Origin of the sequence: Paenibacillus nitricinens (assembly GCF_052056485.1) — a bacterium.
GTDB classification, from domain to species: domain Bacteria; phylum Bacillota; class Bacilli; order Paenibacillales; family Paenibacillaceae; genus Paenibacillus_AQ; species Paenibacillus_AQ nitricinens.
The window spans coordinates 4,888,474-4,902,829 of the sequence record NZ_CP183948.1; the positions used below are offsets into that span (position 1 = coordinate 4,888,474).

11 protein-coding genes are annotated in these 14,356 nt (G+C 42.5%); 3 read left to right on the forward strand and 8 right to left on the reverse strand.

The features are described 5' to 3' along the window. Positions 1–30: 30 nt before the first annotated feature. Positions 31–1,044, reverse strand: coding sequence for a Gfo/Idh/MocA family protein (locus tag ACN6KS_RS21855; protein WP_440960465.1), 1,014 nt, complete (start codon positions 1,042–1,044; stop codon positions 31–33). Next, positions 1,038–1,916, reverse strand: a complete 879-nt coding sequence (locus tag ACN6KS_RS21860) for a sugar phosphate isomerase/epimerase family protein (protein WP_440960466.1) — start codon at positions 1,914–1,916, stop codon at positions 1,038–1,040. The genes ACN6KS_RS21855 and ACN6KS_RS21860 overlap by 7 nt, the downstream gene beginning before the upstream one ends. A gap of 172 nt (positions 1,917–2,088) precedes the next feature. Here ACN6KS_RS21860 and ACN6KS_RS21865 point away from each other — a divergent pair, with 172 nt between their 5' ends. Next, positions 2,089–2,994, forward strand: coding sequence for an AraC family transcriptional regulator (locus ACN6KS_RS21865; RefSeq protein ID WP_094877926.1), 906 nt, complete (start codon positions 2,089–2,091; stop codon positions 2,992–2,994). 357 nt (positions 2,995–3,351) lie between these two features. On the opposite strand, the gene gnpA is transcribed toward ACN6KS_RS21865, so the two are convergent. From gnpA to ACN6KS_RS21885, 4 genes are all read right to left on the reverse strand, one after another. Beyond that, complete coding sequence (gene gnpA / locus ACN6KS_RS21870) at positions 3,352–5,520, reverse strand: 1,3-beta-galactosyl-N-acetylhexosamine phosphorylase (RefSeq protein WP_440960467.1); 2,169 nt, start codon at positions 5,518–5,520, stop codon at positions 3,352–3,354. Positions 5,521–5,546: 26 nt separating this feature from the next. Beyond that, the gene (locus tag ACN6KS_RS21875) at positions 5,547–6,401 is read right to left on the reverse strand and encodes a carbohydrate ABC transporter permease (RefSeq protein ID WP_256989959.1); all 855 of its coding nucleotides are present in this window, start codon (positions 6,399–6,401) and stop codon (positions 5,547–5,549) included. 9 nt (positions 6,402–6,410) lie between these two features. After that, the gene (locus ACN6KS_RS21880; protein ID WP_218832793.1) at positions 6,411–7,352 is read right to left on the reverse strand and encodes a carbohydrate ABC transporter permease; all 942 of its coding nucleotides are present in this window, start codon (positions 7,350–7,352) and stop codon (positions 6,411–6,413) included. Between the two features lie 90 nt (positions 7,353–7,442). Beyond that, a complete protein-coding gene (locus ACN6KS_RS21885) occupies positions 7,443–8,921 on the reverse strand; it encodes a carbohydrate ABC transporter substrate-binding protein (RefSeq protein WP_094872856.1) in 1,479 nt (492 codons plus the stop codon). Positions 8,922–9,352: 431 nt separating this feature from the next. Between ACN6KS_RS21885 and ACN6KS_RS21890 the strand changes: the two genes are divergently transcribed. Together ACN6KS_RS21890 and ACN6KS_RS21895 are read left to right on the forward strand one after the other, a co-directional pair. Further along, positions 9,353–11,041: a sensor histidine kinase gene (locus ACN6KS_RS21890; RefSeq protein ID WP_440960468.1), complete on the forward strand. Its 1,689-nt coding sequence runs from the start codon at positions 9,353–9,355 to the stop codon at positions 11,039–11,041. Positions 11,042–11,055: 14 nt separating this feature from the next. Further along, on the forward strand, positions 11,056–12,663 hold the full coding sequence (locus ACN6KS_RS21895) for a response regulator transcription factor (RefSeq protein WP_440962429.1): 1,608 nt from the start codon (positions 11,056–11,058) through the stop codon (positions 12,661–12,663). A gap of 62 nt (positions 12,664–12,725) precedes the next feature. Here the strand turns inward: ACN6KS_RS21895 and ACN6KS_RS21900 are convergent, their stop codons facing one another. Next, positions 12,726–13,268, reverse strand: coding sequence for a DinB family protein (locus tag ACN6KS_RS21900; protein WP_094872901.1), 543 nt, complete (start codon positions 13,266–13,268; stop codon positions 12,726–12,728). Positions 13,269–13,335: 67 nt separating this feature from the next. Further along, the gene (locus ACN6KS_RS21905; protein WP_440960469.1) at positions 13,336–14,283 is read right to left on the reverse strand and encodes a helix-turn-helix transcriptional regulator; all 948 of its coding nucleotides are present in this window, start codon (positions 14,281–14,283) and stop codon (positions 13,336–13,338) included. Positions 14,284–14,356 lie beyond the last annotated feature (73 nt).

Consider the following 14,356-nt stretch of genomic DNA (forward strand, 5'->3'; position numbering starts at 1 on the left):
CAGTCACGCCTATGCTTACTCTATATCCTGCTAGTTAAGTATAATCCATTCCCCTTCGGCATTCGCTGACTGTACTTCCGCCTCTATGATTTCCAAAGATTCGGCTGCACTTTCCGGCGTACAAATGACAATAGGCTTATCTTGAATAATCGCATTCAGGAAATAGACCAGCTCTCTATAGTAACCCGCATCCGGCGAAAGCTCCACCATAAAGCCTGCTCCATTATTAGGATTCACCTTGACTTCACTACCATCAAATACAACATTTCCTCGCTCGAAGTTAACCCTGTACCCCATGTAGAAACCAAAGTCGCCCTCCAGCGTCCAGTCCACCTGAGCATTGATCACTTTTGCGTCCTTATAAAAATAGTGTGTAGACGCTATGTCATAGCCACTTCCCGGCAGAACGTTCCGTCCTAAGGTCGATACTTTGTCCGGTCTGCCGAACAGATAGTTAATCATATCCGTATCGTGAATATGCATATCCACAATGCATCCACCGCTTAGCTTCTCATCCAGAAACCAATCTTTAGGAGCTCCTGAACCACGATAGAAATACCCTTCCGTCACTTTACCAAATTGCTCAGTTTCCACAACTTCTTTCAAATACTCATACCCTGGCCAAAAACGAAGGCACTGTCCGATCATCAATTTCTTTCCACTGCGCTCCGCTGCTTCTACCATTTTCTGCGCTTCTACTGAAGTTCTAGCCATCGGCTTCTCACAAAAGACATGATATCCTCGTTCCAGCAGCGAACAAGCCATTTCAGCATGCAGGTAAGTAGGAACTGCAATATCGATCATATCCAGTTCCTCATTCGATATCATTTTCTCCAGATCATCATAGAGACTGTAAGCTGTTAAATCATACACTTCCCGAGCGGTACTCATATTGCCGTCCGCCTTACCGTCTTTTAATTCCTCAATTCGCAAATCACAGATAGCTTTCAGGGCGATGGGATGTCCCTCTTCCGTTAAGCGAACATAATTATCAAAATGCATCCGGCCCATAAATCCAAAACCAATCAAACCTATTCTTAACATAGTGAAGCCTCCCCCGCTAAAGCTTTGAAAGTGGTACGTCCGAGAATGGCATCCATAGCTGCAGAAGTATTGAAAATAATTTGCTCCGTATAATGTGTGTATGACGGTATCATTTCACCGGTAACATAATTGTTGTATCCAATATCTTCAAGCGCTTTCATAACTGCTGGATAATCCACATCCCCGGCGAGCAGATCAACAAATCCGTGAAGCCCACCAGCCGTCCGACGGTAATCCTTGAAATGCACCTTCTTGATTCTATGGCCTAGAATCCGTATCCATTGCTCTGGATAACCGGAATGCACGATATTCCCAACATCAAGATAGGAACCTACATAACTGGAACCGACCGTATCAATAAAAGTACGTAATTCAAGCGGAGACAGCAAGAATTTATTCCACACATTTTCGAGACCAATAGAAACGCCCGCTTGCTCAGCATCCTTGGCTAAATGACTAATCGCTTCCAGTGCTCTATCATAAGCTTTTTCATAATCAACAACCTCACAGCCCTCGATGAAATCCACACCAACAGCGCCAGGGATGACAAGAATCGTATCTACACCAAGCGCAGCCGCCAGCTCCAGTTGCTTTTTGCATACGTCGATTGCCTTGGTTCGATTCGCTTCAGATTCACTAGTCATCGCATAAGACCAATATAGCCCTGTTGCCAACCCCGCGATCTCTAGACCTGTTTCATCAATGGAATCACGAAGAATACGCGCCTCCTTCTCAGTGGTTTGCAGACCAAGCTCACCTGACTCGTTCAAGGACAGCTCGATCCCTTCAAATCCAGCAGCTTTGGCTAGACGTACACATTCTTTAATTTCTGTTCCTTCGCGAAACGACCAGATGTTTATTCCCTTTTTCATTTGAGCCCTCCTCAAATTTGTTGTTTTCCGTTTTCGACTCCCTAGACTTAGATGTACTTCTATCCTTTATTTATTTATATTATAATAGATTCAAAGTTCGATTTATTTAGGAAAAAAAGAGACTTTTTGCATTATTCCGATATGTTCTATTAAACATCAAGGAGGCAGTGCCATGTCTGACAAAGATCCCTCTTATCCACTTAGAAAACAGGTGCCCTCTCGTGATTGGTCACCCGGAATTCACTATGCACAATTGCAGACCCTTCCTCCTTGCACCTTTCCAAGAAGAAGGCTATATGACTACGAGTTACTCTATGTTCGCCAGGGCAAATTATTAACAAAGATGGATACGGTGGAATATGTACTGAACGCTGGGCAGCTAATCTTTCTCTCAGCTGGGGTATATCATCAGAATGCGATCCTGTCGGATTCTGACACCAAGCTTATTGGTATCCATTTTGATTTCTTTGGGGAATCCATTATTACACATGAGGAAGATATGGTAGTTAATGAGGAAGAAGTAATGGACGATAAATTCGCCTTTGAAGCCGTGACCGCTCCTTTCATGCCATTGTCACAAGAACCGATCTACTCTCCGCCTCCCGAATGTGTTCATGCCATGGAACAACTCGTTCATGAATTCACCATGCGGCCTGCTGGCTATGAGTGGGTCTGTAGAGGGCTACTACTCGGCATTCTGACTTCGCTGCTTCGAACGCAAAACTCCCGGGATGCTGCTAAATCTTCGGTTCACACCGAGCGGCTCAGAGCATTAATCGATGAGATAGAAGAGCGGTTAGCAGAACGCTGGACCAATAAATCCATGGCCACATCCATGAATATGCATGAGGACCACTTTGCCAAGCTCTTTCGTGAGGTCGCAGGTATGCCCCCCGGGGAATACCTCCGCTCGATCCGGCATAGGGAAGCGCGTAAGCTGCTGCGGGAAACGGATTGGCCGATTGAACGGGTGGGCGATCAGGTCGGTTATCCCGATATCCATTATTTCAGCAGGGTATTCACGGCGAATGAGGGGATTTCTCCGCGGGCGTATCGTAAGTTGTCCCGGATTCTCTAGATACGGAAACCCCAGAACATCTCAATCCAAGTAAGAAGAACTCGCCAAAAACATTGCGGTTGATGGATTCATGCTTATGCTTAAAAAGCAAAAGCCCCCTTCCCTGAAAAATTGAAGAAGGGGGCGGCTCTAAACTAATTAGGGAAAAACTCCCTAATAATAAGGGGGATCCCTTTAATTGCTATCGAATCAGCTAAACTTTAGGGAGGTTTTCCCTGATTAGTAGTCTAATGACCAAAAATCCCGGAATTTCAGGGAGAAATTCCTCAATTACTCTATCGAAGCGGTACAATTCAGGAAATTTGGAGACAACAGCGGCCGGAAGTCCAAATATTCTCCGTAGCTACGACGGACTCCTTAAATGTATGCCCTCATAGAATTCATATCCAGCCACACACTTTCCATTCCGTTCAATTCCAGCTCCAGTCTCATATCATTCTCCATCAGGATCGTCGTCTTCTGGGTCTCCGCTGTGTTATTCACTGCACAAAAGCGCCCAGTCTCAGGGTAGGCATGACACTCTACATTCGGATTCACTGAGAACCAAGAATACAATTGATCCTCTTGATGTGCAGCCCAAAAGATCGCCCGGCTCAATAATCTAGTATTCTGGATACTATACGGCAGCCCTGCAATATAAACGCCTCGACCGTCCCCAACTGAATTCACAGCAAGATTGCAGCTTTTGTCCTGCACATCCAATATTTCAGCGCCAGTCTCTGCTTGATAGATCATGGTCATCCCTTCACCATAATCGATGTCGCCTTCCAAATCTTCCGTAATGAAATGCTCCTTTACTGGCGTTACCTTAGGCTTATTAACGCTTGCTGTAAAACCCATTTCCTTTTGAACACCTAAAATATCTGCCAGTTGAAAGAGAACCCCTTGATGCTCATAAGCCGTTGGATCACCAATTCCAATAAAGCCGCCGCCTTGATGCACCCATTCGCGAAGCGTTGCCACCACTTTCGGGTCGCTCCAGTGATCGTCACCGCTCCAAGAAGTATGAACATCACCTGCATTAATAATCACACCGATACTAGGATCAATCCCGTGTTGCCGAATATCATCAAAGCTTATAAATTCAATGTCGAAAGGCAGTCCTGCGAGCGATTCCAGTGCCCCTATGTAGGAATAACATCTTTGATTCCATAAAGAGTGAGCCACCTGATGTGTCTGCCAAGAACGGATGTAGCCCCAAGTATTAAGAATCGCCACTTTAAACGAAGCTTTATATGGCTGAGTCCCTTCAGCATTTGCATGAATGCCTTTAAACTGAGCCGCGATCTCCGTCACATGATCAATGAAATTAGGGAATTGGTACGCCAGACTTAGATATCCGCCATACCCCATTCTTCCAACCGATTTACGCATAAGTGCCCGGCGACATTTTATCCAGATCGGCATGGACTCCCCAACAGGATCTCCACCTTCAAAGAATACATCTGGGAAAAAGTAAGGATAGAAACGGGCTTCAGTATCCTTAATCGGAATATCCGCGATCATACGGGTCGTAACCCCATCTCCGGCAGCCCCAACCACCGCATCTAGCCCAATCTGGGAAAAATATTTACCATAAGGCTCTGTGCCTGCCCAGTGATCCCCAAAGAACATAATCGCTTTCTTACCAAAATCATGCACCATATCAACACATTGTTTGGCATAACCTGCAATGAATTTCTGATTAAATTCCATCCAGTCCAAATACCTTGACGTCGGATTCTTAAACGGTGTGTTATATCGTCCCTGATCCACAAAATCTTCCGCAGTCAGACGATATCCATAGGCTTGTTCAAACTGATCTAATGCTAATGGACTTACGCAGCTTAGATAGCCAAACCAATTAACTTGCTTCTCCTTACCTTCCTTATTAAAAATCAAGTCAAAATTATAAAAGAAGGTAGTAAAACGAACGATATCAGTCTTCGGATGCTTTGCTAGCCAATCTTTCAGCACCTTCAATACCTGCTCTTGAGCCTCGGGATAACGAACATCCAGTGGTAAGCGATGCTCTTCCGTCCAGTTATTCGTGATGTGATTGTACATAGAGACCGGTTCCCAAATCTGATAGGCCAAGAAACTGACGGTATATTTGTGAAACTGTTCCGCCTGCTCAAGCGTGACGATCCCCTCTGCGTAACTCCAATGTGCCGAAGGTACTATTTCTCCTGTGGTCCGGTTTACAACCTGCCAATACTTTTTAATATCTACATCTATGTTAGGAACAAATTGATCTGCAAAAAAATCTGCCATAATATCGATGGTGTTTACCTTCGATGTCACAATCAATGGTGCAGACATCAGATAAATCTGCTGTCTATACTGTGGATGCTGCTTTGCCCACTCGTTGTCCTCACGCACCAGACATAGCGTTGAATAGATTTGCAGACCCATATCAAGAATGTCCTGCGATAGACTCGTGCCATCACTGTCACGTACAGCATCTACGCCCCATCTCTCTACAAGATCAGCTATGACCTCTTCCATTCCTGTTTCACCAGGTAGTGTAAATCTTCCTTTATCCACACAAATTCCCTCCATGACTTTGTTGTTCAGCCCTTAATTCCGCCAGCGCTTATGCCTTGGAGCAATTGTTTTTGTCCTACCACATATAGGAGAATCGTTGGAATGAGTACCAAGATCAATGCGGCAAATAGTGCGCTCCAATCTGTAGCATACCTTTGAACCTCAAACAGATTGGCTAAGCCCACCGGTAATGTTTTTTTGCTATCCGTCTGAATTAGAACTAATGCCAGTGGATACTCATTCCAAAAGCCCATCGCTGCCAGCATACAGACCGTTACAATTCCTGGCTTAGCCAGTGGCGCAATGATTCTGACGAGTACCCCTGTATTCCCGCAACCGTCAATCTTAGCGGCTTCTTCATAATCTCTAGGGACAGATCGTAGAAATCCGCTCAACACAAAGATCGCAAAGGGAAACTGAAGGACAGCATAGATCAAACCGAGCATCCCGCGATTGTCCAGCATCCCGAAAGAATTCACTTGAATAAATAAAGGGACCATAATATAAGAAGCTTGAAGAAAGATACAGGCCATATAAATATTAAGAATCATTTTGGAACCCCAAAACTTAAATCTTGTTAATACATAAGCTATAGGGACCACAAAAATAACTAGAATCGCAGTTGAAAGCACCACTAGAAAGATAGAATTCAGGAAATAACTTCCCATCTTGGATTTCTGAAAAGCACGTACATAATTATCCAAGTGTAAGGCTTGTGGAAAGGCAAAAGGATCGGTTAAAAATTCCGTGTTGCTCTTAAATGAGGCTAAAAGATTCCATACAAACGGATATAACAAAACAATGGTAGCCACAATCAGAAACAGCCGAGTGATCCAATTGATAATGTTCATTTTTATAAGACTCTGTTGATTACTGTTCACCCTTCTCCCCTACCCTTCTGCTCGATTTGTAAGTAGTCTGGACAGAAAAGAAAGGGCAAAGGCAAAAGCAAGCGTAAAGATTGCGATCGCCATGGCATATCCAAAGTTCGCATTTTGGAAACCTTGCGTGTACATGTAATGGAGTAACACAGTAGTACCACCTGCCGGCCCACCGCCAGTCATGATAGTTACAACTATAAAGCTTAAATTGATCGTACCCGCCAGGGACAGCACGAAGGTTATACCAATGATTTCTTTTAACAGTGGGATCGTAATGCTGATAAGCTTCCGGAAATACCCCGCACCATCAATGGTCGCCGATTCGAACACATCCGCAGAAATCCCATCAATAGCAGCGATATACATCACCATATAGTAACCAACCGCCTGCCAGATCAGAGTGACCGCTACGCACCATAATGCAGTTCGGCTATCCCCAAGCCAAGTCATAGTCAGTTGATCCAGCCCAATACTTGAGAGAATATTGTTCAAGATCCCCATGTTCGGATGAAATACAAAGGACCATATGATCCCGACTACCGTCAAAGAGATAATGCTGGGGAAAAAGAATACTGTCCGGTAAAAGCCGCGCTCTTTCAGCTTCGTCTGCGTCAATAGAAAAGCAAGCACTAAGCCAAAGGCTAAGGTAACCACCGGCACGACCAGCATCAGCTTGAACGTATTACTAAGCGCTTTGAGGAACATCTCATCTTGGAACATATATTTATAGTTATCCAGAAAGATAAACTTGTTCTCATCACTCATCCCGGTTGCATCCGTAAAAGACATAACGAATGCCCGAAAGGTTGGAATGATCATAAATACGAGAGTCAACAGTAGCGCAGGAATGGTACATACGGCTATGAATAGCTTCGGATTTTTAGTTTTCGTTGACTTAGTCTTTATTTTTCTGTTTCTAGGAGCTACTTCCGTTAGTTGCATCTCAGACATCTTTCTCACTCCTCTTCATGCAAAATGCATCCTGTTCATAAATGTCCTTATCCATTCTTAACAGGATGCATTGGCATGAGATGCTATAAATTATTTACTAGCTGCTTTCTCTTTACGAATCTGTGCAAAAGCTTTTTCAACATTATCCATCCATTGGTCAGTGGTCATTTGACCTGTCATGACTGGCGTCATCGTATTTTTGAACATTTCAGTGACTACACTAACCTTGGAGCCCTTCGGTAAGGATTGCCAGCCTTGCAGAATTGAAATGGAACCATTATAAGCCTCAAACATGTCATATACACCTTTGGTCAAGTATGGCTTCGACAGCTCCTTCGCACCGTTAAGTGCATACGCACCATTAGCTTTTTCCGCGAATAATTTAACGGACTCATCCGTATACAGGAACTTCAAGAATTCTTTAGCCAGCTCTGGATTTTTAGCTTTTGCTGGAATGGAGAATTGCTCATAGCTGGAAAGCACGTACTTCTGATCCCCTTTATTAAATACAGGCACAGTGGTCATCCCAAATTCAAAGCCATTCTCTCTAGGCGAATCCTTCATTTCATTTTCCATCCAGTTGCCGTTTACGATAAACAACGCTTTCCCCATCATCATATCGGTCTGCGATTGGGTATGATTCAGGGCAACCGTACCATCCATCAGATATCCGTCTTTAGATATTTTGTAGAATATATCCAATACTTTTTTGATCGTGTCGTTCTTAAATGATCCTTCCTCATAAGCAAAGACTTTATCTAACGTTTCTTTACCACCCGCACTAGCAATGGCAGGATACAGGATTTCTTCCAAATAGTCCGGATAGATGCCTTGGTAAGTGAACAAAGCTCTTTTCGTTTTCGTTCCATCTGCATTGACCAAGAAGTTCTCTTCTTTTTTCAGCTCATCGCCTAAAGCAAAGAACTCATCCCAAGTCTCAGGAACACTCCAGCCTTTTTCCGCGAACAATGTTTTGTTGTAAATCAAGCCCATCGGTCCAGCGTTAAAAGGTGCCAGATAGATCTTCCCGTCTTGATACGGCTGAAATCTTGTGCTGTCCAGCATTCCTGGAAGAATCATATCCTTTAGCGTCTCATCTTTATCTAATGCTTTGCTTTCGAATACATCACTGATATCTAGGAGTCCTTTTTCTTTAATGAGGGACAACATAATCCCACTTTGCTCTGTGTCCGTAACAGATAGGAAGTCAGGAGGATTGCCGGCCACAATCTGTGGTCTGATCACTTCACCAACCTTAGGGTTGATCGTCATATTCACTTTTACCCCTGGATAAGTACTCTCGAATTTGCTGACAATTTCATTCCAATAATCGGCGCCATATCCTCCTTGGAATACAGCAATACTCAGTTCCTTGTTATCAAATTCCTTCTTAGCATCCTCTTTAGAAGTATTCTCAGCGTTCGTTGTACTTGTGGCTTGCGCGGTACTTGTAGCTTTTGTTGCATTCGAATCATTTGAAGCCGCAGGTTTATTCGTGCTATTCCCACAGCCAACCAACCCTACACCTAGCAGCGTAACCGCTAATAACGTACTCATCGTCTTTCTCATAAACGCCCTCCTTAAGATGTTCTTGCTATCAATCCAATCACAGATTCAATATTGAAAACGCTTTATCTGATAACTTAAGTATAGAAGTGTTTACGTTTAATTTACATTTACAATACAAACGTACCTATGTATTATTTTATCCATCTATCATTCAGGTTTCAGATATACTTATTCATCAGACTCACATGACTTGTAAACTTAGCAGTTAAAGGAATGGATAATACTAACGATTCCATAGATTATTCTTGCTTTTCGCCCATGCATATATATTCCATTCTTCTTTTTATGTTAACTTGTAAGTAAAGGATATCGAATGGGAGGTCATCCACCTGAGTCATAACAAAGGGAAGCGGTATTTTCCTAGTCCCCCACAAATCATAAGAAAAATTAAAATTCAAAATCGCTTAACCGTTATCTTCTTAATCGTTTCCGTGATTCCCATCATCTTTATAGGTTTCTATTCCTATACTATCTACTCCAAATCCATTAACAATAAATTAAGTAAATCTACCTTTCAGGCTTTGACACTGCTCAATCGAACGATGTTAAGCGAGCTTAATAACTATCAATATCTTGCCGGATCTGTTTCTACCAATCCTATTATTCAGGAGCGTTTAACGGCAGCACCTAATGAACCCGCTCCTAGCAATGCTACCATTAACCACGCTATGGATAATGTGTACAGAACCATTTATCCGGGATATGTTCAGAACGTTCGGATCATAGATTCCAAGAACGAACCTATTTATGAATTAGGCTATGATGGCATTCCCAATCCAAAGTATGGGGAAATCATGAAACAGGTAGATCTGAATGCCCCTTATGACAGTCTTAATTATGTAAAAAGCTATCGTGCTTCCCATACGATTGTCCTGGGGCGTAAAATTTTTGATCAAGAAGACATTGGCGTTCCATTAGGTTATGTGTTTGTTTTTATCGGCGGGGAGTTATTCTCAAAAGTCATTCTTTCCAGTGTGGACTTAGGAACTGGTTCTAATCTGCTTATCATGAATAGAGAAGGAATAGTGATGTCCTCCAACCTAAAGGGTACAACACTTGGAGCAGCCTATGATAAAGGTCAACTTTTCAACCAAATCAAAGAACAAGAGTCACAGAAGAACCATTCCTTTCAAGGCTTAGTCAATGGCAAAATGCATCAGATCTCCTATATCAATAATAATCAATTAGGCTGGTACATGATTTCTACGGTTCCCTTCTCTTATATTAATTCTGAGACAAGTAAAATCACCACGGGACTCCTTATCGTTGTCAGCATCATTGTAGTCCTTTGTATCCTAATTATCATCGTCTTGTATAAAAGTATCCTGAAGCCTATCAAACAAATTATTGTCTTCTGTAATCAAATTTTTTATGGAAATTTATCCAATCGTATAGAAGATCACAGTAACGATGAGATGGGTGTTCTGGCAAATAGGATTAATAGTATGGTCAGCCGGATTGAGCAACTGATAGAGGATCAACAGAAAGATCAAAAGAGGCAGCGTTCGCTTGAATTACAAATGCTACAATCACAGATTAACCCTCATTTTTTATTCAACACTCTAAATTCCTTGCGATGGCTCGCAATGATTAACCAGGTTCCCGTGCTAAGTGATGGTATCTCCTCTCTCGCAGAATTACTGCGAAGTACCATCATCGATCAAGATGAGGAAATAACCATCAAACAGGAGCTTAATAATCTGGACAATTACTTTGCCATTCAAAAAATACGTTATGCTGATCGATTTGACGTTGAATATGATCTAGATGAATCGGTCTTAGATAGTCTGATCCCTAAACTTATTCTGCAGCCGATCGCTGAGAACGCTATCATCCATGGGGTTACGGATATTGGAGGAAAGGTTCTTATTCGCATTAAGGTTTACGCAAAAAATGAATACACACTTGTTATAGAAATCATTGATAACGGAAAAGGCTTTGACACGAAAAAATCGGAAAAGGCTGATACGCTGTCCGGTATCGGAATTTCTAATGTAGCCGATCGCATTAAGCTTCAATATGGTGAGAGCTACGGACTATTCATCACAAGCTTAGTGGGTCAAGGCACCTGTTGCCGCCTGATTATCCCCAAACAAACCTACGAAGAAGATAAGGGGTGATACTAGTGTATCCAATGTATAATGTAATGCTGGTGGATGATGAACCTATTGTAAAAGTCGCGCTCAGAACCATGATTCCGTGGGAAGAGCTTGGATATATGATCTGTGCTACAGCCTCTGACGGAATTGAAGCTTTAACCCTTGTCGAGAAATTTAATCCCCATATCATCATTACAGATCTCAAAATGCCTAATATGGATGGTTTGCAGCTGATAAAAGAACTGAATAACAGAGGGTTTGCAGGAAAAATCCTGGTGGCAAGTAACCACGGGGAGTATGAGTTGGTTCGCGAAGCATTAGTTCTTGGCGCTGTAGATTACATGCTTAAGATTAGTATGAAGACTGCGGACCTCATCCAGTTGCTGGAGAAATCCACGCACCTAATTCAAGAACAGCTTCAGTCCAAGCAGCAGCTAGAGACACAATCTCAGCTATTGCAACACAATTTAAAGAGTGTAAAAAATGCGATTTTAAAAGATTATTTTACCGACCCCTATTATGATATGAACCAGCTTGAACAGCAAGATTCTATAACACTCGCTTTTAGTGAAAATAGCTGCTATTTGTTCTACATTACCTTTGAGCAAAATAGCGCCAGCCCTAGCGAACGGAAAAATCAACTTTCGGTATCCTTCATTGAAAACATCATCTTAGATATCCTGGAAACCGTAGATCAATTCGAAATTATTCAGCTTGAATCGAATGCATTGTTGCTGCTAATCTCCACTGATACCTTAGATAATCAGCAAATTATCCGTACCGACTTTATCCATAGAGTCATCCAGTTGATCAAAATGTATATTTCCATTACCCCTACCATTGTTTATTCCCAGCCCATTAGAGGATACGCTGAGGCGAAAGTAATGCTAGAGCGATGTAAAGAATCCTTGGAAATCCAATTTTACAACGATATAACGATTATTGATCCCGAGATTGTCCATTTAAATGATACGCTCGATTTCGAAAACGTTCATGAGTTCTCTACAAATTTAATACAGGCCTGGAAACGCTCCGGCGTTGAAGCCGTTAATCAAGCCATTCATAATTTCCTTGAGACCTGCAGATCGAAACAAATAAAGCCGGCTGAAGCCAAAACATTCATCGTCAATTGTCTGCACTATCTTCCATTATGCGATGCTCACATTATCGTTGAAGATCCAAAGCTTTTGAAAACAACTATTGAGAATATTGCAAATAGTAAGCGAAGTGCTGAGATTCTAACGCAGATGGAGCTTTTATTTCAATTATTCACCCATCAAAAACAACAGATTGTGACTACCCATAATAGGGATGTTAAACAAACCATTGATTACATCAATGCAAATTATCAGAAAAAGCTGACCTTATCTCTGATTGCCAAGCAGGTCAACTTAAGTGAGAACTATCTATCCCGAATCTTTAAAGAAGAAGTCGGCCAAAGTATCATTCATTACATTAATACCGTAAAAATGGAGAAGGCCGCAGAGTTAATTCTAAAGGGCAACACTTATGTCAAAGAGATTTCCACGCAAATCGGTATACATGATCAATTTTATTTCACCAGACTTTTCAAGAAGCATTTTGGTGTTAATCCGAGTGAATATAAAGATTATGTTCAAGCGACGCTTGGCTCAGGAAATTAAAGATCATTTCTTTTACGACGAAAGGCCATTGCTGTAGATCAGCAATGGCCTCTTTTTTTGGTTTACATCACTTTCCGAAACAATTCCTTGTTTAATCGCTCCAGCTGCAGAAGATGATGACGATAGTGCATTTCAATAAGCAGGAACCATTCCTCCGCGCATAGTCCACCGAATCGCGGATGAGATACGGTATTAAGTTTGGACGCTTTTTCAAGAGACGGTTCGACCTCTCTCATTCTTTGGATGACTGATTGTAACCCTTGAATTAATTGTTCTTTGCTCTCCGGCTGCTCCGGTGTATATTGGGCAGAAGGCGGAACCTGAATACGAATGGGTGGAAAGCTTCCTTGTGCAAATATAGCCGCACCATCCTCGGTTTTCCCTACATGAGATATTAAGGGATCTTGGCTTGGCGCCAGACATTGATCAATATTACGAAGCTGCATATACAGTGCCGAGTTAATGAGATGTTGAACCATCTGTCCGATGGACCACTCGTTTTCACTTGGCTTTTGCTTCAGCTGTTCCAGATTGAATCGCTCTAATTCATGAATATAGTATGTCGCAGTTTCTTCAAAACGTTGTAAGGCTTCTTTAGTTGTAATCATCATATTTCAGCTCCTCTAGTCATTAATTATCCAAGTATACAAAAACGCTACTGACAGCGTTATGTCAGTAGCGTTTTAACATTATTTCCAGCTCGTTTCTAACTTGATGGCGAAAAGATTCCGGCTCTAGCACAACCATGCCGCCTCCCCAGCCCAGCACCCATTGCAGCAATTCCGCTGGCTCTCGAACTCGAAAAGTAACCAGTAAGCCTTCCGCATGCTCCTCTATAGTTTCAATATAGAAATTGTTCGATTCCCTCACCCTATCGGCTATGTCCGAATGGACTAAGATAAGCACATGAACGTTGCGATCATCAGGAGGTTGGTATACCTCCAATTGGAAATCCGCTGGCAGTATGAATTTATCTTCCAGATCTATAAGCTCCCTCATTCGGGATAACCGGAAATGACGGATGCCTTGACGCAATTCACACCAAGCGACGAGTACCCATGATCCTTGATGAAGCACAAGTCCGTAAGGAGCAACCGTACGAATACTTTGACGGTTCCCATCGGCTTCGGCGATTCTTTTGGAATAACGAAATCTTATTTTCCTCTCCTCCAATATCGCTCGACGAATGGCTTCCAGACATGCCTTTTCTTGTATTGGTGCTATATCTGCTGCGGATGCAAATAAACGAAAACTTTTGCGGATCTGTGACGCTTTACTGCGGATGGCTTCTGGAAGGATAGCTTCTATCTTTGCTTTAGAGCTTCTAGCCTTATTGCTATAGTGGGCATCAAACCACTGCTCGATAAAGTCAGTCCCGATAAGCAATGTCACTGCTTCGTCCAGCGTGAAACTAACGGGTGGCAGGAAATACCCCTCGATTAAGGAGTAGCCCTGCCCTGGCGCTCCTATTATGGATACGCCCGCTTCACTCAGTGCCTGAATATCCCGATAGATAGTTCTCACACTCGTTTCAAACGTAGCCGCCAAATCCTCCGCCCGTAACATTTTATTTCGCTGCAGTTCAAGCACTATAGCTAACAATCGATCCATTTTGTTCATACGGCGCTCCCTCTATAAATCCTTTTTATATTAGATATCACAAACATTAATTTCACTTATATCGCTTAAAAGG

Bases quoted from the DNA above. Each gene is read 5' to 3' on its own strand.
- ACN6KS_RS21855 (WP_440960465.1), bottom strand. From the start codon at position 1,044: ATGTTAAGAATAGGTTTGATTGGTTTTGGATTTATGGGCCGGATGCAT.
- ACN6KS_RS21860 (WP_440960466.1), bottom strand. From the start codon at position 1,916: ATGAAAAAGGGAATAAACATCTGGTCGTTTCGCGAAGGAACAGAAATT.
- ACN6KS_RS21865 (WP_094877926.1), top strand. From the start codon at position 2,089: ATGTCTGACAAAGATCCCTCTTATCCACTTAGAAAACAGGTGCCCTCT.
- ACN6KS_RS21880 (WP_218832793.1), bottom strand. From the start codon at position 7,352: ATGTCTGAGATGCAACTAACGGAAGTAGCTCCTAGAAACAGAAAAATA.
- ACN6KS_RS21885 (WP_094872856.1), bottom strand. From the start codon at position 8,921: ATGAGAAAGACGATGAGTACGTTATTAGCGGTTACGCTGCTAGGTGTA.
- ACN6KS_RS21895 (WP_440962429.1), top strand. From the start codon at position 11,056: ATGTATAATGTAATGCTGGTGGATGATGAACCTATTGTAAAAGTCGCG.
- ACN6KS_RS21905 (WP_440960469.1), bottom strand. From the start codon at position 14,283: ATGAACAAAATGGATCGATTGTTAGCTATAGTGCTTGAACTGCAGCGA.